This window comes from Streptomyces sp. HNM0645 (genome assembly GCF_030056615.1).
GTDB lineage: Bacteria > Actinomycetota > Actinomycetes > Streptomycetales > Streptomycetaceae > Streptomyces > Streptomyces marianii.
Genome location: NZ_JASHLT010000077.1, coordinates 9,061 through 33,328, shown reverse-complemented (window position 1 = coordinate 33,328; position 24,268 = coordinate 9,061). Strand labels below are relative to the sequence as shown.

The following is a 24,268-nucleotide window of genomic DNA, read 5'->3' as shown; positions in this document are numbered from 1 at the left end:
CCTGCAGGCGGGTGTTGACCTCGAGGAAGGAGATCGTGCCGTCGTTGCCGACGAGGAACTCCACGGTGCCGGCGCCGACGTAGCCGACCTTGGCCATGTCCAGGTAGCTGGCGGCCGGGGTGTCACCGCCCAGGGCGAACGCTTCGTCGGCCGCGCGGACGTGCAGAGCGTCACGGTCCGGGTCGGCGTAGACGGCTACGCTCGCGATCCCGGCGTCCCGGCATGCACGGGCAACGCGGACAGCGATCTCGCCTCGGTTGGCGATGAGCACCTTGCGCACGATGGCTCCTTTGTGAACCCGGTTGAGCGCTCTGCGGTCGCCGTATCAGGCAAGCGGGCGAGGGCTGCGGCGGTTGCTTCCCGGCCCCTGCAGGTGGCTGCTGCTCGGCCCGGACGGCGGGCGCCGTCCTGGGGAACGTCACCGCCGGGACGGCACGGCGAGCGACGCACAGTCTAAGGATTGTTGAACAATTCCTCAATGAGGATTTTGGCTGTCGTCTCGGATCGGGGGCGTCGGGACCCGGGACCGCCTGCGCATGAACGGAGGCGAAAGGAGGCCTCAAAGGCGAGGTGCCACCGCACCCGGAAGCCGCGGCCCGCACCTTGCCGCTTTCGGGTGAATGCGGCGCAGCGGGGTTCCGCCGGGCCGGCTCCGGTCGGTGCCGGACGGGTGACCTGGGTCCCGTCCTCCTCGGCCCGCTCGGTCCGGTCCGCCCGCCGGCAGGCCGAGGGCCGGCTGTGGGCGTGGGGTCTGCCGCATCGGGTCGACGACGTGCAGCTGATCGTCTCCGAACTCCTGACCGACGCGATCCGTCACGGCTCGCACTGCGACCCGGTCTGGCACGCCGTGCGGCGCATCCGCACGGGGGCGGGGGAGCGATCAGTCTCGAGGTCGGCGGCCACGAGCGGGGGTGGCGCGGCGTTCCGGCCCCCGCGATCCAGGTGACGACGTCCACGGCGGCGGGCGGGGTCTGTACCTGGTTCAGGCGCGCCATCGAGCTGGGGCTCCTGGCGTCTGCCGCACGGTCACGTGGTGTGGGTCGTGCTGCCGAGCGCCGCCCGCCCGGCCGGTTCGGGTCGAGTGTCCGGCATCGTGCCGGTTCACCGATGCGAAACCGAGTCGTAGACGAAGCCTCTCCACCCCTTGAAGGATCGTTCAACGATCTCTACTTTGTTCCCACGTCGAGCCGCGAACACGCGCACGGATCGTAAGGAGCTCCCATGAGTGAAGTCGACAGCCGAGCGGATTCCGCGGGACGGCAGCGTGTCCCCCGCCCCGGGACCCGCAGATTCGGGCCGGGGCTGCTGGTGGCCGCCGCGTTCATCGGCCCCGGAACGGTGACGACCGCAAGCATCTCCGGCGCGAGCCTCGGCTTCGCGCTGGTGTGGGCGGTGGTGTTCTCCGTCGGTGCGGCGATGGTGCTGCAGGAGATGTCGGCCCGCCTCGGCATCGTGAGCCGCACCGGTCTCGGCGAGGCGCTGCGCACGACCTTCTCCCAGCCCGCCGTGATGTACGGCGCCGTCGGCCTGGTCGTGGTCGCGATCGCGTTCGGCAACTCGGCCTTCCAGACCGGGAATCTCACCGGCGCCGGCCTCGGCCTCGAAGCCCTGACCGGGGTGTCGCCCCAGGTGTGGGCCGGGGTGGTGGGCGTCGGGGCCTTCATCCTGCTCCTGACCGGCACCTACCGTCTGATCGAGGGGGCGATCATCGCCCTCGTCGTCCTGATGAGCGTGGTGTTCGTCGCGACGGCGGTGATTGTGCGGCCGTCTCTGGGAGACCTGTTCGGCGGGCTCGTCCCGTCGGTTCCCACCGGCTCGACGCTCATGGTGATCGCGCTCATCGGCACCACCGTCGTGCCCTACAACCTGTTCCTGCACGCCAGCTCCGTCCAGGAGAAGTGGAGCGAGGACGTGCCCGTCGAGGAGGCGCTGAAGGAGTCGCGCGGCGACACCTACCTCGCCATAGGCCTGGGCGGCCTGATCACTCTCGCAATCTTCACCACCGCGGCGACGGCCATGTTCACCAAGGGGCTCGGCGTCAAGAGCGCCGCCGACATGGCGGCGCAGCTGGAACCGCTGCTCGGCTCGTGGGCCCAGGCCTTCTTCGCGCTCGGCCTGTTCGCAGCCGGACTCACCAGCGCGATCACCGCGCCGCTGGCGGCCGCGTTCGCGGTCAGTGGGGCGCTGGGCTGGAAGCCGGACCTGAAGGCCACCAGGTTCCGCGCGATCTGGGCACTGGTGATCGTCGCGGGCACCATCTTCGCGGTGCTCGGCGAGAGCCCCGTCACCGCGATCCTCTTCGCCCAGGCGGCCAACGGGCTGCTGCTGCCGATCGTCGCGGTCTTCCTGCTGATGGTGATGAACCGCCGCGATCTGCTCGGTGACCACCGCAACAACCTCACCCGAAATGTGCTCGGAGGCGTGGTGGTGCTCGTGGCGACGGGTCTCGGGGTCTTCAACATCCTGCGCGCAACGGGTGTCGTGGGCTGAGCGTGGACAGGAAGGTGCCCACGGTGTCGCACGGGGACCACCGGCCAAGCAGACTCGAGGAAAGCCTGGCACGTGGGTGGCAACGGGGCCCTGCCGACCGCGGTGACCAGTGCGAACGTCGCGTGCGGCAGCCGTCGTCAAGCCGCCGACGGCAGTGTCCGCGGGTACACGCCGTGGTCTGGCCGGCAGCCTGGTCAGTCCTTCTGTGAAGACATGCGCTGCCATCGGCCGTCCTCTNCGGGTACACGCCGTGGTCTGGCCGGCAGCCTGGTCAGTCCTTCTGTGAAGACATGCGCTGCCATCGGCCGTCCTCTCGCCCGAACGGCGAAGAGTTCACCGATGACGATGCGCCCGGCAGTGGCCTGCGGGCCCGCAGGCCACTGCCGGGCGCATCCGGCCGACCGCGGGCACCACCCGCCGCGCCCCCGCACGGCAGGACGAGAGGCCCCAAGCGCTGCCGCGGAGCGCCCGGACCACACGGGAGGACCCTCGGCGCACCGCCCCCGACACGCCCTGCGGCAGGAACCCGTCAACCGGCCGCCGAGACGATGACACCGTGCGGCGCCGGCCGCGCCCCGCGCTGCGGCCCGATCCTTGCCCCACGCCGGTGACGCCGTCCTGAAAGCGCAGAGCAGGGGCCGTCACCAAGGCAACCGGCGCACGCGCGGAGTTACTGAGCATCCCTTGTGCGAACGGGAATTCCTCGGCGTCGTCGCTGACCGAGCGCGGACTGGACTGGTTCTTGCGCACCGGCCCCTCCGACCTGGGCTGCAGCCGTGCGGTGTTCTCCCTCCTCAAGGAACGCCAGAGCAAGGGAACCTCCGTCGAACGCCTCGCCTCGCACATCGACGGCAAAGTCGTCGCCGACGTCACGGTCAGTGCCCAGTCCACGGACCTGTCCTCCCAAGCACAGGCGGTGCGCGCCTCGGACCCCGAAGTCGTCCTGACCCTGCTGTCCACCCCACAGGCCCTGGCGCTGAACGCTGCCCTCGACCGCCTCGCCTACCGGCCGCCTGCGCTCATGGCCTTCGGAGGGGGCCATGCGGATCGGGCCTTCCCCCGCGAGGACGAGCGTTTGAGGGAGGGAGTCTGCAGCCGCTTCGCCTGGTCTTCCGGCCTGGCCCGGCACAACCCCGCGGCCAAAGCCGTCGCGGACCTCTACCGGCGGACCTACGAGGCGCCCATGAACGACGGTGCTGCCCGCGCGTTCACCGCCGTCATGCCCTCGCACAGGCGATCGACGACGCCGGGTCCCGTACACCGGCCGACATCCGCTCGGGGCTGGTGAACACCGATGTGCCGGGGCGGGAGACGATCATGCCGTGGAACGGCGTGAGGCCCGACGCCAACCACCGGAACACCAGGGCCCGTGGCGTCGTGGAGCAGATCCGTGAGGGGCGGCACCGCCTCGTCTGTCCCTTCGACGTCGCCCACGCTCGGCTGCAACGGCCCATGACCGACGACGCAGGATGAGCTGTCCTCGCTCCTCGCTCCTCGATGCTCCTCGGCATGCGACGGGGACCTCGCCGGCCGGGCGACGGTTCTCGCGCCCTCGCGCCGCGTCCGGACCGGGGCCCGGCCCGGGAGGGCCCCGGCCGCGCCGGTGAAAGTCCCTCGGCGGAGGCGGTGAAACCCACGTCGGAACCGCGGCCGTCCGGAGGAAACCGGTTTCTCCCAAGGCGCCGCAGGCCGGTGGGGCCGACGGTGGGGCGAACCGGGACCGCAGGGGCGACGGCCGCCGGTCACGTCCGTGTGCCACCGTGAGGTCCCGGCACCCACGAGACCGCCTCTCGTGTCAGGCCGGCCCGCTTCTGCGCCCTCCGCCGCAACGCGGGCAGGACCCGCATCGGAGAGCACGTCAAAGGCGTGCGGTGCCGCCCTCGGCGGCGATGCTGTCGGAGTACCTCTGGACGAGCTGCTTCTCGGCGTCGTCGAGATAGGCGGCCAGCAGCAGTTCGGCCTTGACCCTGTCCGCCGCCTTCAGCGCGGCGAGGATCTCCCGGTTGCGGGCCAGGTAGGGCTCGTGGAAATCGCGCGGATTGTCCATGGCGTGGAAGACCAGCCGCAGTTCGGCGAGGACCCCGCGCATCAGCTCGTCCAGGCGCTTGCTGTGAGCGAGGGCCACGACGGCGTGGTGGAAGTAGATGTTGGCGGTGCCCAGTTCGCGCCAGGCACCTTCCCTGGCCGCCTTCTCCCCGACGGCGACGGCAGCCTCGGCCGTGCTCAGGTCATAGGGCGGTACGCCGAGATTACGTACCGCGGCACACTCGATGAGTCTGCGCACCTGGTAGATGTCGGTGACGTCCTGCACGGTGAGCACGCGGACGAACACGCCGCGGTTGAGCTCGTGAACCAGCAGCCTCTCATGGGTGAGGAGGCGAAACGCCTCCCGGAGAGTGTTGCGGGAGATCCCCAGCGCGTTGCCGATGGCGTCCTCGGAGAGTTTGCTCCCCGGCGGCAGGTACCCCTCGGCGATACGCGCGCGCAGGATGTCGGCGACCCGGTCGGCGGTGCTGGAGCGCCCGAGCAGCGCGCGGTCACTGACGAGCGCGGCCGGGCCGACCTCGGCTGTCATGGCTGTCCATCCTTCTCATCACGGCCGACGGTGTCCGACGGCCGCCCGGTAGGGGCCTGCTGTGTCGTCCAGTCAATCGGAAACCCGCGAACGAAACAACACGACCCTTGTCGGATTGTTCAACGATCCTCTATGTTGGTTCGGTGCGGTCGCAGGCAATCTTGCTCGGCCATCAAAGACATGCAGGTCAAGGCGGGTGAACAAGACAGGTGTTCCCGGCCCTCGGCATCGCACGCCCTGCTGCGCGGGACGGCGGGAATTCCAGGGGTAGCCGGTCGTGACGAAAGGACCGTTGATGACAGCAGTCACCCATCCGGAGGCCCTTGCCCCGAGCGAGGCGCGGGCGCTGTTCCGGGGCGGCGTGAGTGTACCCACCGCTGGTTGGTGTGCCGCCCACGCCCAGGCCAACCTCATCGCCGTCCCCGCCGACTGGGCCTATGACGTTCTGCTGTTCTGTCAGCGCAATTCCCAAGCCTGTCCCGTCCTGGACGTCACCGACGCGGGATCGTGGTCCACGACGCTGGCCGCCGGCGCCGACCTGCGCACCGACGTCCCTCGCTACCGCGTCTGGGAGAACGGCCGGCTGGTCGAGGAGCCGTGCGACGTCGTCGACGTCTGGCGCAGCGACCTGGTCACCTTTCTCATCGGCTGCAGCTTCACCTTCGAAAGCGCGCTGAGGGACGCGGGGGTACCGCTGCGCCACGTCGACCAGGGGCGCAATGTCGCGATGTACCGGACGAGCCTCGACTGCCGCCCGGCCGGTCGGCTGCACGGCCGCATGGTGGTGTCCATGCGGCAGGTCCCGGCCGACCTCGTGGGCATCGCCGGCCGCGTGAGCGCCCTGATGCCCGCGGTGCACGGGGGGCCGGTGCATGTGGGGGAACCCGGCCCCTTGGGCATCGAGGACCTCGGCCATCCGGACTTCGGGGACCCCGTGGAGGCAGAGCCGGGCGACGTGCCCGTGTTCTGGGCCTGCGGCGTGACGCCGCAGGCGGCCCTGATGGCCTCGCGACCCCCCTTCGCGGTCACTCATGCACCCGGGTTCATGCTGATCACCGACGCCCGAGACGCGGACTACCGTCTCGGATGAAGCCGCAGTGGTGTCTCATGCCAAACGGACTGCTCCAAGGAGACAAACCAGCGATGACAGACATCGTGATCGACCTCAACGCAGACCTCGCAGAAGGTTACGGACGATGGGTCCTCACCGACGACGAGGCCATGCTGTCGGTCGTCACCAGCGCCAACATCGCCTGCGGCTTCCACGCGGGTGACCCGAGCATCATGCGCCGGGTCTGCGACATCGCGGCCGAGCGCGGCGTGAGGATCGGCGCCCAGGTCTCCTACCGGGACCTGGCCGGATTCGGCCGTCGCGCCATGGATGTGCCGGCGGAGGAACTCGCCGACGAGATCGCCTACCAGATCGGTTCCCTTCAGGTGTTCGCCCGGGCTGCCGGGGCGACGGTCGCCTACGTCAAGCCTCACGGCGCGCTGTACAACCGCGTGGTGTCCGACCAGGAGCAGGCGTCCGCCGTGGCCGCGGGCACGGCACTCGCAGACCCCGCACTGTCCGTGCTGTGCCTGCCCGGATCCGCCATGCACGAACAGGCCCAGCGCATCAGCCTGACCACGGTCGACGAGGCGTTCGTCGACCGCGCCTACACGGCCACAGGTACCCTCGTGCCCCGAACCACCCACGGCGCGGTGATCGCCGACCCCGGGCAGGTCGCCGGCAGAGCGGTCGCCCTCGCGCGCGAACGCAGCGTCACCACGGTGGACGGCGGATCGATTTCCGTCGAGGCGCGTTCCCTGTGCCTGCACGGGGACACGCCCGGAGCAGTCGAACTGGCCAAGCAGGTACGTGCGGCGCTGGAGGCGGCCGGAGTCAGGGTGGAGGCGTTCGCATGAGGCTGCGGCCGGTGGGGGAGGACTCCCTGCTCGTCGACCTGGACACGCGTGAGCAGGCCCAGGCCTGGCACGCCAGGCTCCTGACCTGGCGCAGCGCGGCAACAGCGGCATCGGTGCGGGAGATCGTGCCCGGGGAGAAGACCGTTCTGCTGTACGGGGTGGCCGACGTCCGCGCCGTGGAGGCGGAGTTGCGCCGGTGGACCGTTCCCGCTCTGTCGTCCGGCAGCGGCCCTGTCCTGGAGATCCCCGTGCACTACAACGGCACCGATATCGGTGCGGTCGCCGGCTTGTGGGGAGTCGCCGAGGACGAGGTGGCACGCATTCACAGCGGCATCGAACACCGCGTCGCCTTCTGCGGTTTCTCCCCGGGATTCGCCTACATGACCGGGCTCGGCGACGCACATCACGTACCGCGTCATGCCGCGCCGCGCACCTCGGTACCCGCCGGCTCCGTAGCGCTTGCAGGCCCCTACACCGGGATCTACCCGCGGGCTTCCCCCGGCGGCTGGCAACTGATCGGAACGACCCACGTACGCCTGTGGGACATGGAGCGCGAGCCCGCCGCACTGCTGATGGCCGGCATGCGCGTGCGGTTCATCCCCCAGGAGCCGGGATCCGAGGACACGGACGGACCCAGGCAGGCGACAGAAGCCGGAAGGCGCATCACATGAGCGGCGGCAAACTGGAGGTCCTCCGGGCAGGCACCCTCACCACCATCCAGGACCTGGGCCGGTTCGGCCACGCCGGCTTGGGCGTCCCGCGCTCCGGGGCACTGGACCGGCCGGCACACCGACTGGCGAACCAGCTGGTGGGCAACCCCGCAGACGCGGCCACGCTGGAGACCACGCTGACCGGGGTGGCCGTGCGTACGGCCCAGGCCGCGATCGTCGCCGTGACCGGGGCCCCGGCACCGGTGCGGGTCAACGGCCGGCCGGCGGCGTGGGCAAGCCCCGTGTACCTGCCGGCCGGTGCAACGCTCCACGTAGGTACAACCACCAGCGGCCTGCGCAGCTACGTAGCCGTCAGCGGAGGCATCGCGGTACCCCCCGTCCTCGCAAGCCGCTCCACCGACCTGCTCTCCGGCCTCGGCCCGGCACCTCTCAGGGACGGGGACACCCTGCCCGTGGGTGAGGTGACCGGCTCACCTCTGCACACCGACACGGTCGTGTGGCAGGGACCTCCGCAGGAACTGGTGCTTCCGGTACTGCTCGGCCCCCGGGACGACTGGTTCACCACCACTGCGCTCAACACGCTCGCCACGGCCCGCTTCCATGTCTCCTCCCACAGCAACCGCATCGCGCTGCGGACGGACGGCCCCACCTTGGAACGGGCAGTGCACGACGAAATGCCGAGCGAGGGCATGGTGGTGGGGGCCGTCCAGGTGCCGCCGGACGGGAAACCAGTGGTCTTCCTCGCCGACTGCCCCACCACTGGCGGCTATCCCGTGATCGGCGTCGTCCCCGAGAACCAGCTGCCGGCAGCCGCTCAGGCCGTGCCGGGCCTCACCGTTCGATTTCTGCCGAGCCGCCGCCGGCCGTAGGAACCTGCCCGAAGCGCTGGGGGCGGGACTGCCCGCAGGCTTGGCATGGGTCTTGCCCGTTCGGCTGCCGGAGGCTTTCGCCGGGTTCCACAGGCTCTCCACCCGTGATGCTGGGCAGCGCCCTCACCGTTCGGGCATGCCGCATGCTCCGCCGGCCCGCCATCCGCCCTCGGCTCCCCGACCTCGTCGAGACCGCAAGCCGCGAGCAGATGGCCGGTGACGGTGTCCAGCAGCGGCGGGAAGCAGGCAGGACCAGGCTGGTGGGGTGCTTCAGTGCGGCGAGCAAGGGGATCTTGTGGCCGTTCGCTCTTGCCGCGCCGCGCAGGCTTTTGCCGTCCACGGCGAGGCTGCGCAACCCGGTCGTCTTCGGGTGGCGGTCGGCGAGCCACTGTCCGACCGCCCGGTCCAGCGCGTCGGCGCCGATGCGGGCCAGTAACCGCCGGACCGTCTTTTCCGCAGGCAGGAACCGCTTCGGGAACAGTGGGGCGAAGCGTATGCCGAGGCGTTGAAGGATGTGCGGCGGGGCGTCGGCGATCCACTCGCCGACTGCCGACAGAGAGTGGCCCCCGCCAGAACCGCGCACCGGTCAGCGCGAGTACGGCAACCCGAGCGTGCCGTACGCCTCGTGGGTCTCGCGGATCGGGCAGCCAGCCGCGCCAACAGGTGCGGGACCTCGGCGGAAACGACGTCGGGATGCTCGCGAGTTGGCCAAGGGCGGGCGCGATCGGCGACGACGGCCATGGTGCGGTGGGCCCGCAGCCTCTCCAGCAGCCGGTCGGTGGTGAGGCTGTCGGGTACCGGCAGGGGTTCGGTGGCCAGTTCGGTGACCGGTGTGGTCGGGCGCCGCTCGAGGTTCAGGGCCAGCACGTCGCGGATGTGGACGGTGCTGATGACCTCGTCGAGGCTGTCGCGGTAGACAGGGAAGCGGGACAGGCCGGTGGCGCACGACAGGTTCGCCGCGTCGGCGGCCGTCGTGTGCGTTTCCAGCGCCTGGACGTCGACCGCTCCAGGGCGCTCCGGGCCGCCGAGTGGCGGGCCAGCGCGATGAGTTCCTCGAGGCTGCGCGCGGAGTCGAGCTCGTCGGCGGGTTCCAGGCCGAAGCGGCGTACGAAGCGGTTCGCGGTGTCATTGAGAAGGCGGATGAACGGGCCGTAGGCGGCCGTGAAGCCGCGCTGCGGACCGGCGACCACCTTGGCGACGGCCGGCGGGAGGGAGACCGCCCGGTACTTCGGCACCAGTTCACCGACGACCATCAGTACGACCGTGGAGAGCGCCACGTCCAGCACGGTCGCCACCGTCGGAGCGGCACCGCCCAGACCGGCCGCCTCCAACGGCCCCCGCAGCAGCGCGGCGAGGGACGGCTCGGCGCGCATGCCGATCACCAGCGAGGTAACGGTGATGCCCAGCTGGGCGCCGGAGAGCTGGACGGTCAGCCGGCGTACGGCCGCAGCGCGCCCTCGGCGCCCCGCTCGCGCGCCGTCGCGGCGCGCTCCAGTTCAGCGCGCTCGACGGTGGTCAGCGAGAACTCGGCCGCGACGAACAGCGCGCAGACCAGAGTGAGGAGGAAGGCCACCAGCAGCAGGACTTCAGGCACCGTGCCACCCCCCATCCCTCGGGTGGGCGGGAATCGGCACGGCTACCGGGGAGGCTCACCCCATCGGGGGACCATCGCTCCTTCTGTTGCTGGAGGGTCCGGAGACCCTCGCTGGTCGCAGGGCCCGGAATCGGATGCCATTACCTTAATGGACAGGCAAAGTGTCGAGGTCAAGCCCCTGGCCGGTCTCGCTGGAGGACGCTTTTCAGACTTTCCCGCCGTACCCCCCGGCACATGCCTTGGAGCGGCCTCGGCAGCCCTATGCTTCTACGAGTCTGTAGAGGGAACGTGTTGCTGCCAGGGGTAGTTCCCCCGCGGCGCTCGCCTCTCACCTGCTCTCACGACGAAAGAGGACGCATGGCTTCGGTAGACCTGAACAAGGTGCTCGACAAGGCGTGGGCCGACAAGAGCCTGCCCGAGATCCTGGCAGCACCAGTAAGCGCGCTGAAAGGGGTCTCCGACCGAGACGGAGAGCTGTTGCAGGAAGCGTTCGGGGTCAAGACCGTAGCGGACCTGGCCGATTTGAAGTACGCCCGCTGGGCACAGGCACTGGTCGCCCTCGGCGCTGCCAAGTAGCCCGCCGGTCGCATGTGCGTGGTGCCGTGACGCCTGCACGGGCGCACGGCACTGCTCTCACGAAGCACAAGTAGGTTTGAAGGAGTGGACGCCACGATGGTGTTCAAACGACTGCTCGGATCGCTCGGCGTGGGCGGCCCCACGGTCGACACGGTCCTCGCCCCCGGCACGACCGTCCCCGGGGGTGGCCTGTCCGGGCAGATCCATCTCAAGGGCGGGGACAACGACTTCGACATCGAGCACGTCTCACTGGAACTGGTGGCTCGGGTCGAGGCCGAGCACGAGGAGGGGGAAAGCGAAGGCGCCGTCACCTTCGCTCGGTTCACGGTGGGCGGCGGCTTCCAGTTGGCGGCAGGCGAGGTGCGGAGCGTCCCCTTCACCGTGATGCTTCCGTGGGAAACCCCGATCAGCGAACTGCATGGGCAGAGCCTGGGAATCGCCCTCTCTGCGCGCACGGAGCTGGCAGTGGCCGGCGCGAAGGACAAGGGCGACCTCGACCAGGTGGCGGTGGGCCCGCTGCCGGTCGAGGAGGCGATCCTCGAAGCGCTCGGCCAGCTCGGCTTCGGCTTCAAGTCCGCCGATCTGGAGTACGGCCGTATCGCCGGCACCGGACAGCAACTCCCCTTCTACCAGGAGTTCGAGCTCGCCCCGGCGCCGCAATATGCGCAGCAGGTCAACGAGATCGAGGTGACCTTCCTCGCGAGCCCCGGAGGCCTGGAGGTGGTGCTGGAGGCGGACAAGCGCGGCGGGTTCTTCTCCGAGGGCCACGACGCCATCACCCGGTTCACGGTCCCCCACGACGGCGTCGCACACCAGGACTGGAACGCGATCGTCGACGGATGGATCCGTCAGCTCATCGAGCACCGGACGTCCTGCGGGGCGCAGTCCGCCTACGGCTACGGTGAATCGCACGCCGGTAGCCACGGCAGTCACCACGGACATGGACACGGGCACGACGACCACCGCTCCGGCCCCGGCACGGGCACCGCCATCGCTGTGGGTGCGGCCGGACTTGCCGTCGGCATGGTCGCGGCGGAAGTCGTCGACGAGGTCGGTGACTTCTTCGAGGGCGACGAGGAAGAAGAGGACTGACCGGCCTGGGCGAGCCGATGAGACCGATCAGTTGCCGACCTGGCACAGAATTGATCGGTTCAGCCCGGCTCGCCCAGCCGTCCGGGCCCTGACCAGAATTCGTCGCGAGCTGATCCTTAGGGTGGCGAACCCGCGGTCCATGCGACGAGGAGCAGGCCTTCCAAATGCGGTCGCGAAGCGCGCGCGGCCGGGCGCTCAGGGGGCAAGGCCGAGTTCCCACCTCTACCCGATGGCCTGATTGACCTCGCGAAGGACCAGGGCATGAGGCTCCAACGAACCTGCGTGCTCGCCACTTCACCCGAACCTCCCGCGAGAATCACGGGAACTTATCCGCCGAGCCGCTAGTTTCTACGTTGCTGTAGATACTGCTGGAGCGCCGGACCGCTGTCGGAACGGTCCAATCCCCGACCATACGGAGTTCTCATGGCCCTGTGGGACCGAATCAAGGAGTCCGCATCGACGATGCAGACCCAGCTCGTGGCGAAGAGGAACGACCTCAAGAGCGGTGCCTTCCGCGACGCGAGCATGGCCATGTGCGCGCTCGTCGCCGCTGCGGACGGCACCATTGACCCTGCCGAGCGCCGCCGGGTGGCCCAGCTCATTGCCACCAACGAGGTGCTGCAGAATTTCGATGCCATCGACCTTCAGCGGCGCTTCGAGGACAATCTCAACAAGCTCACCGCCGACTTCGACTTCGGCAAGGTGAGCGTGCTGCAGGAGATCGCCAAGGCGAAGAAGAAGCCCGCCGAGGCGCGTGCCGTCATCCAGATCGGCATCGTCATCGGCGGTGCCGACGGCGACTTCGACAAGACCGAACAGGCCGTCGTCCGGGAAGCCTGCTTCACTCTCGACCTGCCGCCCCACGAGTTCGATCTCTGACCGCCGTGCGGTGCGTGTGCCGGGCCGAGTCGACAGAGGCGCGGCCCGGCGCATCGCCCCAGGGTCTGTCAATCGAACGGCCCTGTCTCACATTCAGTTTGCGCCGTGAGGCGCTGTTGGTTCGAGTGGAGGTGGAAGACCTGCACCAACCCGCTGTCGCAGCAGTCGGGTTGAAGCTGAGGGCAGCCTGATCCGGGTGATGCCGGGGAGGGTGAGAGCGGCCCTGACAACGCCGGGACGTTGCCAGTACTGCCAGATGGGGCGGGTCCGGCAAGCGTGATGGAGAGGAGTACGCGAGGAACCGGCGTCTTACGTCTCTCAAGGAGACACCGGCTCGAACCTGGCGGATCAGGGCCGGAAGCGGCGCGTATGCAGGTCATCCTTTCGGGTGGTCTGCCAACTCCTGGGTCGGTCTACTGAAGCTGGCCGGGAGGCCACGAGGAAAGCCTGCGGCGTACTCGTGGCGATGCCGCAGGGACACAGTCGGGCTCCTCCTTCATCGAGCGAACCACAGTGAACACGGGAACCGTCCCGAACCTCGCCCTGTCACCTGTCTCCAGCAGGCTGCCGGGGCTGAGCGCATCGACCGCTGATCGGTTGGGGACGGGGCGGAGCCGCCGTAGTACTCCGAGGCCGGGAGAGCCGGCCGCATGGGGAAGGGCGGCAGCGGTATCGAGAAGGGAAGGATGCTGCAATGCCGGAAGACGCCCCGCCGAATGGCGGAGCTCTGGGCCCTCGGGCCCGGGTACTGGAGATGCAGACCAAGCTTCACCGTTGGACGGTGGCCGATCCCGGCCGCCGGTTCGATGACCTGTTCAACTTCGTGCACGACCCGGCGACGCTGTTGGTGGCGTTCGACCGGGTCGCGGGCAACCAGGGAGCCCGCACTCCCGGCGTCGACGGCCTGACAGCCACCGATGTCGAGGAGTCGATCGGTGTTCCCGGGTTCCTGAACGACCTGCGGGCCGCCCTCAAGGACGGCAGGTTCCGTCCCTTGCCGGTGCGGGAACGCATGATCCCCAAGCCGGGAGGCTCGGGGAAGGTCCGCAAGCTCGGGATTCCGACGATCGTGGACCGGGTCGTTCAGGCTGCGCTGAAGCTGGTGCTGGAACCGATCTTCGAGGCCGACTTCAAGCCGGTCTCCTACGGGTTCCGGCCCCGACGGCGGGCCCAGGACGCGATCGCCGAGATCCACTACTTCGGCACCCGGGGGTATCGCTGGGTGCTGGATGCGGACATCGAGGCGTGCTTCGACTCGATCGACCACACGGCTCTCATGGACCGAGTGCGTCATCGGGTGAAGGACAAGCGCGTCCTGACGCTGGTCAAGTCCTTCCTCAAGGCCGGAGTCCTCACGGAACTCGGCGAGAACAAGGAGACACTGACCGGCGCCCCGCAAGGCGGCATCCTGTCCCCGCTGCTGGCGAACATCGCCTTGTCGGCGCTCGACGAGCACCTGCACGGGCCGTGGGAACCAGGTGGGGCGATGGCCACCGAAGGCAAGCGCGCCTACCGGCGGCGCAAAGGTCAACCCACGTGGCGGGTCGTCCGTTACGCGGATGACTTCGTCGTCCTGGTGCACGGCACCGAGGCCGACACCGCGACACTGCGCGAGGAAGTCGCTGGCGTGCTCGAACCTCTGGGATTGCGTCTGTCGCAGGCCAAGATGGCCTCGAACGAGTCTTCTGGCCCCAGATGAACGGGTCCTCTGGCCCCAATGTGCGATCTTCGGGGCCTGTCGTGAACGAGTCGATTGGCCCCACCTCAGCGAGATGAGGTTCCGGCCCTGGGGCGTCGTGGCTGCATAGGTCAGAACGAAGAGCACTTGTCGGTCGGAGCTGGGAACAGCTGGTTGCTGCTGGGCCTCCGAATGTTGATGAGAAGTAGCAGCGGTCCGGGGCCGCGGAAACGTGATGTTGTCAACGTGTTGACGTCCGTATCCTTCGGCGGGTGAGTCTGATCGAGGTGGGTCCCGGGCAGGTCGAGCTCGTCGTGCGGGGGCCGGGGGCGCTGGCGGCCTCTGTCCGGTTGTTCGACTGGTCGCGTGCGGATGAGTACGAGACCGTCTTCGCGGTGGAGGCCGTTGCTGATGGTGTGCGTGCACGGCTCGAGAACGTGACCGTCACCGTCTGGGATGACATGAGCGAGTTCTTCGACGGCCTCGCGCGCGATTTCCGTGGTTGGGAGGAGGAGCGGGTTTGGAGCAACAACCACCTGGTCGTGACGGCGACCTTCGGCTCGGGTGGTCATGTGTATGTGGACTGGACGCTTCGTTCCGGCTTCTTTCCCGGTGACTGGAAGTGCACGGTGACGACCGTGATCGAAGCCGGTGAAGGGATGACGGCTGTAGCCGCGGACCTGCGGGAATTCCTGGGCCAGGGGTAGGTTGCCCATGTTCGCTCCGCGCAAGCACTCCCGGATCAGGTTCAGCCGACGGCTTGCTGCTCAGCGCGGGCTTTGGTGTGGGCGAGGCGGTAGGAGTCGCTGCCGGTCTCGATGATGTTGCCGCCGAAGGTGAGGCGATCCACGATGGCCGCGCAGAGCCGGGGGTCGGTGAACGTCTTGGTCCAGGAGGAGAACGACTCGTTGGAGGCGATCGCCACGCTGTTCTTTTCCTCACGCTCTGTCAGAACCTGGAACAGTAGTTCGGCTCCGCGCCGGTCCAGCTCCATATAGCCGAGCTCGTCAATACAGAGAAGATCGACCCGTCCGTAGCGGGCGATGGTCTTGGTCAGCAGCTTCTCGTCGGCGGCCTCCACGAGTTCGTTGACGAGTTTGGTGGCCAGTACGTACTTGACCCGGAAGCCGGCCATCGCGGCCTCGGTGCCCAACGCGATCAGCAGGTGTGACTTGCCGGTGCCGCTGTCGCCGATCAGACACAGCGGTAGCCCTTTGCGGACCCAGTCGCAGGAGGCCAGGGTGTGGATGGCGGCTGGGTCGATGGCGGGGTTCGCGTCGAACTCGAAGGTGCGCAGTGCCTTCTCCCGAGGGAAGCCCGCGGCTTTGATGCGGCGCTCGGAGCGGCGGCGGTTGCGGTCGTCGCACTCGGCCATCAGCAGCTCGGCCAGGAACCCGCGGTAGGTCATCTGGTCGCGGGCCGCTGCGTCGGCGAGCTCGGAGAACTGGCCGCGCATGGTGGGCAGCCGCAGGTTGCGGCAGGCGGCGTCGATGGCCGCGTCGGCAGCCGGTTCGGTCAGGCCGCGGTGGCGGGTGACACTCATGGCGGGACTCCTTTAGCTGGTGGGGCGCTCGGCCGGTGGCCGGGTGTGACGAAGCAGCTGGTCGTAGGCGGCCACCGAGGGCAGCGGGCGCGAGTCGGGCGGCAGCGCGGCCAGACGGCGTGCGGCCAGCGACACCACGGGGGAGGCGATCCGCCCCGGTGTCGCCTGCGGGTCGGCCTCGCCGGGGGTGTCGCGTTCGGCGGCTCGGCGTGCTTCCAGGGCCACCGCGTCCGAGGTCAGGGCCCCGGCCCTCAGAGCGGCGGCGGTTCCGGCGACGACGTGGTCGTGGCTCATGTGCCGGTGCAGCAGCAGGACCTCGATCAGCGCGCGGGTGCCGGCCGCGTCACCGTGTGCGCGGCGGGTGGCCTCCCACCAGGCGTCGTGCACCGGGGTGAACTTCCCCGCCGCCCGGGCCTGGTCCAGCGCGGTGGCGCCGGGCAGTGCTCCGGGTTTGCGCAGCAGTCCTTCCAGATAGTGGTCCAGGTCCAGGCGGCTGCCGCCGCGGGTGGCCAGGCGCTCGTGCCGGGCGACTTCGGTGCGGCCGTCGTAGACCATCAGTTCGCTGGCGTGCAGCAGGACGCGGACCTGGCGGCCGATCAGCCGTACCGGCACCGAATAGTGGTTCATCCGCACGGTGATCTGCGCGTAGCGGTCCACTCGCGGTGTCAGGAGCCTGCCGGTCTCAAAATGGTCCTCGGGCAGCGGCTGCAGAAGGGGTTTCTCGATGGCGAAGTACTCACCGACAGTGCGAGGGCGTTCGCCGATCCGGCGCTGGTCGTCCTGCCGATCCCACGCGTCGATCTGGGCGTTAAGCTCGGCCAGGCTGGTGACGTCGGGGACCGGGACCAGGTGGTTGCGGCGGAACCGACCGACCTCACCTTCGACGCCACCCTTTTCGTGGGCGCCGTCGATGCCCGGCGCGCAGTAGAAGACCTCCAGGCCGGCCCACGAACGGAAGGCCGTCCAGCGGTCGGTCTCCACCCGGGCGCGGGTGAAGCCGAGGACCCGGGCGACCGCGGAGGTGAGGTTGTCGTAGCGGACTTTCCCACGCGGGACGCCTCCCAGCACTTCAAACGCGTGGAGGTGGCCTTCGAAGAAGGCTTCCTGCCCCTGCGAGAGGAAGATGCGGTGGACGGCCTTCCCGGAGAAGGACAGCCGGAAGACGAACAGGTAGCACAGGGTGCGCACGCCGTTGAGGGTGATGTAGACGTCGCCGAAGTCGACCTCGGCCTCCTCGCCGGGCCGGTGGGTCTGCGGAATGAACACTGCGGGCGGGCCGCGTCCCTCCTCGACCCATATCTCAGGCTTGCGGCGCCTGATGTAGTCCCGTACCCGGCCGTAGGAGACGTCCTCCATGCTGTGCTCGTCCACCAGCCGGTCGAAGACCCGCTTGGCGGTGTGCCGCTGCTTGCGCGGAGCGTCCAGGTCGGCGCGCAGGATCGAGTCGATCAGATGCTTGTACGGGTCCAGAACCGACGCGCGTGGCGGCATCGGCTTACGCGCAGTCGGCCACGGCGACGTCAGAGCCTCGCGGACCAGTCGCCGGTGCACCCCGTAGCGGCGAGAGAGTTCGCGGATCGACAGCTTCTCCACACGCGCATCCCGGCGGATCGCCGCGAAGAGCTCAACCTTGGTTCTCGGGCCGTCCATCCGGGCCCCCTGACTGTCGGAGCACAACGATGCTCCCACCACAAGACCGCCCCCGGGGCCACTTCTGACGAACACTCATTTCCCGATCAAGCCCCTGGGGCCACCGAACTCGTTCCACCGGGGCCAGAGAAGTCGTTCAGAGCCACCAAGACCAGGATCGCGCACATGAGCGACGGGTTCGACTTCTTGGGCTTCCGCATCCAGTGGAAACGCAAAGGAGGCACGACCAAGTGGCACGTCTACACCTTCATCTCCGACCGGCCCATCCGGTCGCTGAAGGCGAAGGTCCGTGCTCTGACAGGCAGGACATCGCAGCAGGATCTTGCCACTGTGCTGATCAGACTCACTCAGATCATGCGCGGTTGGGCCAACTACTTCAAGCACGCTGTCGCCAAGCATGTCTTCGACAGGCTCGACGCCTTCGTGTGGTGGCGTCTCATCCGCATGCTGCGGGAACGTCACCGATGGAGTTGGGGCGACGTCCGCCGCCGGTTCACCACCCCCACCGGGCGGTGGCGACCTATCGCGGCAGACGGGATCGAGCTGTTCCGGATCGCATCGGTCACGGTCAGCCGTTACCGATACCGGGCCAGCACGATCCCCAACCCATGGCAGCCAGCGAACCCCGTCTGACGGCAGAAACCGTGGAGAGCCCGTTGCGTTGAGAGACGCACGGCGGGTTCGGCGAGAGGTCCGGAGAAACGGACCGGGAGCAATCCCAGCACCGCGCTCCGGGCCTACTCAGCGGTAGCGGAGGGTGGTGCTATCCGAGGAGGATGCGGTGGCGGAGCAGGCTTCACCCTCCTCCGCCACCGGCGGCCCAGCAGGTGCTGTGTGCTTTGACCTCGCCCAGGGCGGCTTCGCAGAGGTTGTGCCACAGGTGCCGCCGGTCGGCGACCTGGACCGCGTCGGGCAGGGCGCGGCGGATGGCCTCGGCGTAGGTGGCGGAGCCGGCGCGGCACACGATCTCGATGCCGGGATGCTCGCGCGTCCATGCTTCCAGGGTGTCGGCGGTGCGGTCGGGCAGTACGTCGGTCCGTTCATGGGTCTCGGCGTTGGTGATCAGGGTGGCGTAGCGGTGCCGCCGACGCAGGGCGAAGTCGTCGTTGCCGATCACGCGGGGCACCCGCCCGACGGGCAGCGGGATCCGCAGCAGCGTGCGCAGGACGATGTGACGTGACAGGCTCACCGCGAGTACCGTCGGCAAACGCGTCCCGGCCCGGGCCGCCAACTCATCGACCACGGCCTTGACTTGCCTGGTCAGGCGGACGGTTTGCCGCTGATATCGGTCCAGCACTCCGGGCACCTGCTCGCGGAAGGTGTGGCGGCAGCCGCGCGTGGGACACATCCAGGCGCCGCACCCGCACACGGACCACCACCCGTCGTTCGTTGACCGGCGCGTCGGCCACTGTCCGCCAGTGCTAGTACTCCAGTACGGTTTCGTGATGGACCCGCCGGCTGCGTGGGTGAGCCATCGTCGGCTCAGGTCGCGGTGGGCTTCGGCATGACGGCGCGGGCTGCGACGGACCCGAAGAGTGTGGCGGCCGATGGTTCCGATGGGCACCCCGGGCGAGTTGCAGTAGATGTCGCATTCCGATGGTTCGGCGTGCCGGGTGAATGTAGCGTCGCGATCATGGAATTACTGACTGGATCCACCACCGACCAGGCACCGGCGAACCCGGCCGCCACCGATGACATGCTGGCCACTCAGCCGGTCGGCTACTGGTGCGGCCTGACCCATGCGGCCGTCACCCGGCTTCTGCGTGACGCCATGGCCAGGATCGACGTCACACAGCCGCAGTACTGGGTGCTCAACCGCGTGAACGGCGGCCCCGCAGCGCCGAGCCGCGAGGAGGTAGTCGCGCAGCTGACGCACCTCGCCGACGGACCGCACGAGATCACCAGGATCATCGACCAGTTACTCCACCGCGAATGGCTCCGGATCGACGACGGGCAGTGCCTGCACCTCACGGATGCCGGGGAGGCTGCCAGAGTACGGCTCCGTGAGCTTGCAACCGAGGTACGGGCCGTGGTCCACCAGGGCATCAGCGACGAGGAGTACGTGGCCGCGCTCAAGGTGCTGCGCAGGATGGTGGCCAATGTCGAGGCAACGGAACTTCTGGTAGTCCGTCCTGATCTTGCGATCTCGTGACGGCCCCAGCTGGGAACCGGTGCGGCCACCGCGTGATCACCGGTTGGTGTGTGGACAAACGAAGATCGTGCGGTGGCCGCGGGCCATAGCGTAGACCCTGCCCGCTGGCGGGCGATGTTCGACCAGGCCATGGCCCGGATCGCGGGCCGCTTCGGCCGAGTTGAACCGAGGGCGAGTGCCCGCGCCTATCTGCTCGGGCTGCTGTCGCAAGCGGAGCGGAAGAACTGCTGGCATCTGGCCGAACAAGCCGGACACATCCGGCCGGGGCCGATGCAACGGCTGCTGCGCTACGCCCGCTGGGACGCCGCTGCCGTCCGCGACGATGTCCGCGCCTACGCCGTCGAACACCTCGGCACCGACGACGGCGTGCTGATCGTGGACGAGACCGGCTTCGTGAAGAAGGGCCGGGCCTCGGCGGGCGTCCAGCGACAGTACACCGGCACCGCCGGGCGCATCGAAAACGCCCAGGTCGGCGTCTTCCTCGCCTACGCCACCAGCAGGGGACGGGCGTTGATCGACCGTCGCCTCTACCTGCCCGAACAGTCCTGGTGCGCCGATCTGGAGCGCCGCCAGGCGACCGGGATACCCGAGACTGTGGAGTTCGCGACCAAGCCGCGCCTGGCCTGGGAGATGATCGCTGCTGCGCTGGACGCCGGCGTGGAAGCATCGTGGGTGACCGGCGACGAAGCCTACGGCCAGGACCCGCAGCTCCGCGCCGCCCTGGAGACACGCGGGACCGGCTACGTCCTCGCGGTCGCCTGCTCGACGAGAGTGCAGATCAACCAGGGCCGAACCCCTGTCCGCGCGGACACCGTTGCGAGCCGACTGCCCGCCACTGCTTGGCAGCGGCAGAGTGCAGGCCCTGGTGCGAAGGGCCCGCGCTACTACGACTGGGCCTGGATCCACATCGGCACCGGCCGCCACCGCCACCTGCTCGTCCGCCGCAACCGCACCAGCGGTGAACTGGCCTTCTACCTGTGCTGGTCCCACCACGGTCACCCTTGCGGAACTCGCTCGCGTCGCCGGCGTCCGCTGGAGCGTCGAGGAGTGCTTCCAGGCCGCGAAGAGCCAAGTCGGACTCGACCACTACCAGGTCAGGCACTGGACCTCATGGCACCGGCACATCACGCTCGCCATGCTCGCTCTGGTCTTCCTGGCCGCCGTCGCCGCCGACGCGGCACCGAAGCGGCCCACCGATCCGCACCGCCCAGCCCGCAGCAGCGAACCGATCTCCTTGACCGTCCCGGAGATCCGCCACCTGCTCACCACCGTCTTCGGCCCTCCGCCCGTGACCACGGCCAGGATCCTGCACTGGTCAATCTGGCGCAGACGCCACCAGGCAACAGCCCGACACAGCCATTACCGACAACGGTCAGCCGACGAGACCGGCGGATAGATCACGAAACCGCACTGGAGTACTAGCCGTGCACGCATTCCGACGAGGCCCCGCACCAGGGGGCCGCACCCGATGGTCGCAGCGTCAGGGGCCGCGGCGACTCGATCACCGCGGGCCGGGTAGCCGACGTACGCATCCCGCCCTCTGCACATGTGCAGGTCCAGCGCGCCATCACCTGCCTCACCCCGTCCGGAACGCCGCAATCCGCGGAATGGTGTGGTGCCGGTGCGAGTGGCGGTCGTGCGGCCGAAGCCTTCGCCGTCGAGGAATCCGCGCGGTTATGCGGTAGAGGCAGAGCACCTTGGTCTGCTCTGCTCCGGTACGGCCTACGACACCAGGGTCAGGGGGTGGTCCAGTCGCGGAATTGGCGGGCGATGCGGGGAACACCGAGGGCGCCGGTGGCGGCGTCGCAGACGAGGGCGAGGGCGTCCTTGGGCTCATAGGCGAGGTGGCGGCCGTTGAGGACGAGGTAGGCCTCGGTGGAGTGCCAGGCGAAAGCCTCGTTGGAGTGCTCGAGGCAGGGGAGTTTGGCCAGGGTCTGCAGCAGAGCGGCGGCCTTGAGGTTGAGCGTGCCGTAGACGTCGTGTTCCATGGCACGGGCGTTGACCCGGGCCACCGCCGCGTACAGCGGGCCGAGGTCGTCGACCTGCGGGTCCCCGGGCAGGAGTTCGGCGGCGTGGAGGAGGTAGGCGACCTCGAGCGGATGGGTTTCGGGTCCGGGCTCGGGCTGGGTCACGCGGCCCGGCCCGCTTCCGACTGCTCCAGCTCGGCGAGGGCCTGCTGCTCGGCTGCCCGCTGCTCCGCCGACGGATCCACCGTGCTGGGCTCCGCGGCGAACACGCCGCCGCTGCGTGCCATCGACTTCCGGAATGCGTCGAGGAACGTGTTCTCCACGGCGGTGGCGCGGGCGTAGGCGGCGGAGAGGATGTACTCCTGCATGCTCACCCCTTCCTGCCGGGCGGCGGCGGCAATCGCGGCCCGCTGCTCGGGGTCGGGGAAACGCAGGCTCATGGCCTTCTGCTCCTTCATGACACCAACGGTATCAGCGATACCGTTCAGGGAGCCAGGGCCTGCCCGAGTGAGGGGGAGGTGGGTGGTGGCGTTGTCCGGGTGGTGCCGTCTATCTGCTTGCGATGTGACGGTGCCCGACTGCGCGCCATGTCCGCCCGGCCGGATGCGGACGGGTAGGCCCAAGGCGCGCCGCGTCGCTCACGGCGACCCGGACCGACGACTGCTCACTGCGGCAGGAGGTACCGCTCCCCCCGACGTCGTGCGCCGCCTCCTCACCGACGGCACCGACTCCGCGCCACTCTCCTGGGCAGAGCTGCTGGCGGAAGGGAAGTACATGCCTCCGCTCGAGCCGATCGCCACATGGGGGTCGCGGGATGGCAGTGGCTCATTGGTCGAACCACGTGTGGTCGTGGAGCCCACAGTGGGAGGCCGCGGCCGGCCGGGCACTGGCTGACCGGCTCGCAGCCTCGGAGGGCCGGCCGGTGACCGTTCCGGAAGGTCTGAGAGGGTGCGCGGTGCCGGTTTAGGCTGCTGCGGATGGTTTCGGGCGGAGGTATTGCCCGATTTCGTTCGGCTCCACGGTCAGGCGGTGGGTCATGGAGTTGACCATGGCCCAGTGGATCATCGACTGGACCGAGTGGGCAGCGCTTCGTAGTCGCGATGCAGACGGTGGTACCGGCTCATGATCCCGAAGGTCTGCTCGACACGCCACCGGACCGGCAGCGGTCAGTTGGTACCCGCGAGGTGGGCCAGGAGGAGGGGGTTGACCACGTCCGCGCTGACTTCGGGCAGCCAGTGGGGGGCGCCCTCCAGGGGGACGAAGCGGTACGGCGCCTTGACGTACTCCGCGGTGAGCTCGGCTGCCTCGCGGCCGGAGGCCCGGTCCTCGGTGCCCCACAGGTAGAGGGTGGGAACGGTGATCTCACCGGCGGGTACCTGAAGGTCCTCACCGAGTGCCCGGTACCAGTTGAGTTTGCCCGTGAGCGCGCCTTCGGCGAGTCTGCGGACGTTGGACCGGGTCTGCTGCTCGCACAGCGCGCCCCGGTACACCGCCTGGAGCCCGGCGGCGTCGTGCGCGAGCAGGTTCTGTTCGGCAACGTGGCCGGGGAGAGGGAAGTGCTGGACGTACTGGGAGCGTTCCAGCTGGTCGCCGCCGCTGTTCAGGGCACGGTAGAGGGCCTGGGGGTGCGGCGTGGAGAGTACGGAGAAGGTGTGCAGCCGCTCGGGGTGGGCGGAGGCCAGTGTCCAGGCGACCATGCCGCCCCAGTCGTGTCCGAACAGATGGAAGCGCTCCGCACCGAGAGCGTCGGCGACGCCGAGTACGTCCGCGATCAGCTTGTCGATGGTGTACTCCTCGATCACCTCGGGGCGGGCGTCGGGGGAGTAGCCGCGCTGGTCCACGGCGACGGCCTGGTAGCCGGCTTCGGCGAGGGCGTGGGTTTCTTCGGTCCAGCAGTCGGCGAACTCGGGGAAGCCGTGCAGGAGCAGGACGAGTTCACCGTCGGCGTGGCCGGAGGTCAGGGCGTCGAAGGTGTGGGGCCGACCATCAAAGGCATGCACGGCTGTGTCCCCAATGTCTGGCCGTACGACACCCACGGGCGGTACATCACCGGCTCCTCCCTCCCCTGGCCCCCGTCGGCCGGACATACCCGGTTCCGGCACCGGGGGGTGCCTCTATGTCTTTCGTCAAGCCCGGGCTGGTCATGCGGCGGCTGTCTCGGGGACGCGTGACTGGTAGAAGGTGCCGTCGCGGAGCATGGCGTACAGGACGCTGATGCGGTGGCGAGCGAGTCGGAGGAGGGCTTGGGTATGGGTCTTCCCGCGGGTCCGGCATCGGTCGTAGTAGGTGCGGGAGGCGGGGTCGTGCAGGGCGGCGAACGCGGAGAGGAACATCGCGCGTTTGAGCTGCCGGTTTCCGCCTCGGGGGGCGTGTTCGCCGTGGATCGAGGTGCCCGAGGACTTGGTGGCTGGTGCGAGGCCGGCGTAGGAGGCGAGGTGGGCGGCGGTGGGGAAGCTGGTGCCGTCGCCGACGGTGACCAGGAGAACTGCGGCGGTCCTGACGCCGACGCCGGGTAGCGACGTCAGGACCGGGGAAAGAGGGTGGGCCTCCAGCAGTTCGTTGATCTGGGCTTCCAGGGCCCGGCGTTGTTCGTGGACGGCCGCGAGCGAGCGGGCCAGGGACGG

23 protein-coding genes and 3 pseudogenes are annotated in these 24,268 nt (G+C 69.1%); 16 read left to right on the top strand and 10 right to left on the bottom strand.

What is annotated here, in order from left to right; genetic code table 11:
* Positions 1–280: biotin carboxylase N-terminal domain-containing protein (locus tag QMZ92_RS34240; protein ID WP_283301608.1), on the bottom strand; the 280-nt coding region annotated here is incomplete at its 3' end.
* A 390-nt stretch (positions 281–670) separates the two neighbouring features.
* Between QMZ92_RS34240 and QMZ92_RS34235 the strand changes: the two genes are divergently transcribed.
* The 4 genes from QMZ92_RS34235 (at position 671) to QMZ92_RS34220 (ending at position 3,963) form a co-directional block, all read left to right on the top strand.
* Positions 671–946, top strand: coding sequence for a hypothetical protein (locus QMZ92_RS34235; RefSeq protein WP_283301606.1), 276 nt, complete (start codon positions 671–673; stop codon positions 944–946).
* A 275-nt stretch (positions 947–1,221) separates the two neighbouring features.
* Positions 1,222–2,490, top strand: a complete 1,269-nt coding sequence (locus tag QMZ92_RS34230; protein ID WP_283301604.1) for an Nramp family divalent metal transporter — start codon at positions 1,222–1,224, stop codon at positions 2,488–2,490.
* 742 nt (positions 2,491–3,232) lie between these two features.
* Positions 3,233–3,778 carry an ABC transporter substrate-binding protein gene (locus QMZ92_RS34225; protein WP_283301602.1) on the top strand — a complete coding sequence of 182 codons (546 nt, stop codon included), beginning with the start codon at positions 3,233–3,235 and terminating at the stop codon, positions 3,776–3,778.
* A complete protein-coding gene (locus QMZ92_RS34220) occupies positions 3,775–3,963 on the top strand; it encodes a hypothetical protein (protein ID WP_283301600.1) in 189 nt (62 codons plus the stop codon). Before QMZ92_RS34225 ends, QMZ92_RS34220 begins: the two co-directional genes overlap by 4 nt.
* 385 nt (positions 3,964–4,348) lie before the next feature.
* Here QMZ92_RS34220 and QMZ92_RS34215 read toward each other — a convergent pair whose 3' ends face one another.
* Positions 4,349–5,065 carry a GntR family transcriptional regulator gene (locus tag QMZ92_RS34215; protein WP_283301597.1) on the bottom strand — a complete coding sequence of 239 codons (717 nt, stop codon included), beginning with the start codon at positions 5,063–5,065 and terminating at the stop codon, positions 4,349–4,351.
* 295 nt (positions 5,066–5,360) lie between these two features.
* Between QMZ92_RS34215 and QMZ92_RS34210 the strand changes: the two genes are divergently transcribed.
* Genes QMZ92_RS34210 through QMZ92_RS34195 form a run of 4 tightly spaced genes read left to right on the top strand, consistent with a single transcriptional unit; the run spans position 5,361 to position 8,513 of the window.
* Positions 5,361–6,155: a putative hydro-lyase gene (locus QMZ92_RS34210; RefSeq protein WP_283301595.1), complete on the top strand. Its 795-nt coding sequence runs from the start codon at positions 5,361–5,363 to the stop codon at positions 6,153–6,155.
* Between the two features lie 53 nt (positions 6,156–6,208).
* On the top strand, positions 6,209–6,973 hold the full coding sequence (locus QMZ92_RS34205; RefSeq protein ID WP_283301593.1) for a LamB/YcsF family protein: 765 nt from the start codon (positions 6,209–6,211) through the stop codon (positions 6,971–6,973).
* Positions 6,970–7,644 carry a 5-oxoprolinase subunit B family protein gene (locus QMZ92_RS34200; protein WP_283301591.1) on the top strand — a complete coding sequence of 225 codons (675 nt, stop codon included), beginning with the start codon at positions 6,970–6,972 and terminating at the stop codon, positions 7,642–7,644. The genes QMZ92_RS34205 and QMZ92_RS34200 overlap by 4 nt, the downstream gene beginning before the upstream one ends.
* Positions 7,641–8,513 carry a 5-oxoprolinase subunit C family protein gene (locus tag QMZ92_RS34195; RefSeq protein WP_283301589.1) on the top strand — a complete coding sequence of 291 codons (873 nt, stop codon included), beginning with the start codon at positions 7,641–7,643 and terminating at the stop codon, positions 8,511–8,513. The genes QMZ92_RS34200 and QMZ92_RS34195 overlap by 4 nt, the downstream gene beginning before the upstream one ends.
* 723 nt (positions 8,514–9,236) lie before the next feature.
* On the opposite strand, the pseudogene QMZ92_RS34190 reads toward QMZ92_RS34195, so the two are convergent.
* Positions 9,237–10,107 (bottom strand): annotated as a pseudogene (locus QMZ92_RS34190) (hemolysin family protein); the annotation flags it as partial.
* Between the two features lie 357 nt (positions 10,108–10,464).
* Between QMZ92_RS34190 and QMZ92_RS34185 the strand changes: the two are divergent.
* From QMZ92_RS34185 to QMZ92_RS34165, 5 genes are all read left to right on the top strand, one after another.
* Complete coding sequence (locus QMZ92_RS34185; protein WP_283301587.1) at positions 10,465–10,683, top strand: hypothetical protein; 219 nt, start codon at positions 10,465–10,467, stop codon at positions 10,681–10,683.
* A gap of 96 nt (positions 10,684–10,779) precedes the next feature.
* Complete coding sequence (locus QMZ92_RS34180) at positions 10,780–11,775, top strand: sporulation protein (RefSeq protein WP_283301585.1); 996 nt, start codon at positions 10,780–10,782, stop codon at positions 11,773–11,775.
* A 423-nt stretch (positions 11,776–12,198) separates the two neighbouring features.
* Positions 12,199–12,654 (top strand): tellurite resistance TerB family protein, encoded by a 456-nt coding sequence (locus QMZ92_RS34175; protein WP_283301583.1) that lies wholly within the window; start codon positions 12,199–12,201, stop codon positions 12,652–12,654.
* 754 nt (positions 12,655–13,408) lie between these two features.
* Entirely contained in the window at positions 13,409–14,353 is a 945-nt protein-coding gene (locus tag QMZ92_RS34170; RefSeq protein ID WP_349307792.1) for a reverse transcriptase domain-containing protein, read from the top strand.
* A 251-nt stretch (positions 14,354–14,604) separates the two neighbouring features.
* Positions 14,605–15,039: a DUF6228 family protein gene (locus tag QMZ92_RS34165; protein ID WP_283301582.1), complete on the top strand. Its 435-nt coding sequence runs from the start codon at positions 14,605–14,607 to the stop codon at positions 15,037–15,039.
* Between the two features lie 41 nt (positions 15,040–15,080).
* On the opposite strand, the gene istB is transcribed toward QMZ92_RS34165, so the two are convergent.
* Together istB and istA are read right to left on the bottom strand one after the other, a co-directional pair.
* A complete protein-coding gene (gene istB, locus QMZ92_RS34160) occupies positions 15,081–15,875 on the bottom strand; it encodes an IS21-like element helper ATPase IstB (protein WP_283301581.1) in 795 nt (264 codons plus the stop codon).
* Positions 15,876–15,887: 12 nt separating this feature from the next.
* Positions 15,888–17,525, bottom strand: a complete 1,638-nt coding sequence (gene istA / locus QMZ92_RS34155; protein WP_283301580.1) for an IS21 family transposase — start codon at positions 17,523–17,525, stop codon at positions 15,888–15,890.
* 165 nt (positions 17,526–17,690) lie between these two features.
* Here istA and QMZ92_RS34150 point away from each other — a divergent pair, with 165 nt between their 5' ends.
* A complete protein-coding gene (locus QMZ92_RS34150; protein ID WP_283301579.1) occupies positions 17,691–18,158 on the top strand; it encodes a group II intron maturase-specific domain-containing protein in 468 nt (155 codons plus the stop codon).
* A 181-nt stretch (positions 18,159–18,339) separates the two neighbouring features.
* Here the strand turns inward: QMZ92_RS34150 and QMZ92_RS34145 are convergent.
* Positions 18,340–18,946 (bottom strand): annotated as a pseudogene (locus tag QMZ92_RS34145) (ISL3 family transposase); the annotation flags it as partial.
* A 212-nt stretch (positions 18,947–19,158) separates the two neighbouring features.
* On the opposite strand from QMZ92_RS34145, the gene QMZ92_RS34140 reads away from it, so the two are divergent.
* Positions 19,159–19,677 (top strand): MarR family winged helix-turn-helix transcriptional regulator, encoded by a 519-nt coding sequence (locus tag QMZ92_RS34140; protein WP_283301576.1) that lies wholly within the window; start codon positions 19,159–19,161, stop codon positions 19,675–19,677.
* Positions 19,678–19,791: 114 nt separating this feature from the next.
* Positions 19,792–21,073: pseudogene (locus QMZ92_RS34135) on the top strand (IS701 family transposase).
* 340 nt (positions 21,074–21,413) lie between these two features.
* On the opposite strand, the gene QMZ92_RS34130 reads toward QMZ92_RS34135, so the two are convergent.
* From QMZ92_RS34130 to QMZ92_RS34105, 4 genes are all read right to left on the bottom strand, one after another.
* Positions 21,414–21,809: a fic family toxin-antitoxin system, toxin component gene (locus tag QMZ92_RS34130; protein ID WP_283301573.1), complete on the bottom strand. Its 396-nt coding sequence runs from the start codon at positions 21,807–21,809 to the stop codon at positions 21,414–21,416.
* Positions 21,806–22,084 carry a type II toxin -antitoxin system TacA 1-like antitoxin gene (locus QMZ92_RS34125; RefSeq protein ID WP_283301612.1) on the bottom strand — a complete coding sequence of 93 codons (279 nt, stop codon included), beginning with the start codon at positions 22,082–22,084 and terminating at the stop codon, positions 21,806–21,808. The genes QMZ92_RS34130 and QMZ92_RS34125 overlap by 4 nt, the downstream gene beginning before the upstream one ends.
* A 726-nt stretch (positions 22,085–22,810) precedes the next feature.
* Positions 22,811–23,644 (bottom strand): alpha/beta fold hydrolase, encoded by an 834-nt coding sequence (locus tag QMZ92_RS34110; protein ID WP_283301571.1) that lies wholly within the window; start codon positions 23,642–23,644, stop codon positions 22,811–22,813.
* Positions 23,645–23,785: 141 nt separating this feature from the next.
* Positions 23,786–24,268, bottom strand: a 483-nt coding sequence (locus tag QMZ92_RS34105) for a transposase (RefSeq protein ID WP_283301569.1), incomplete at its 5' end; no start/stop codon positions are given.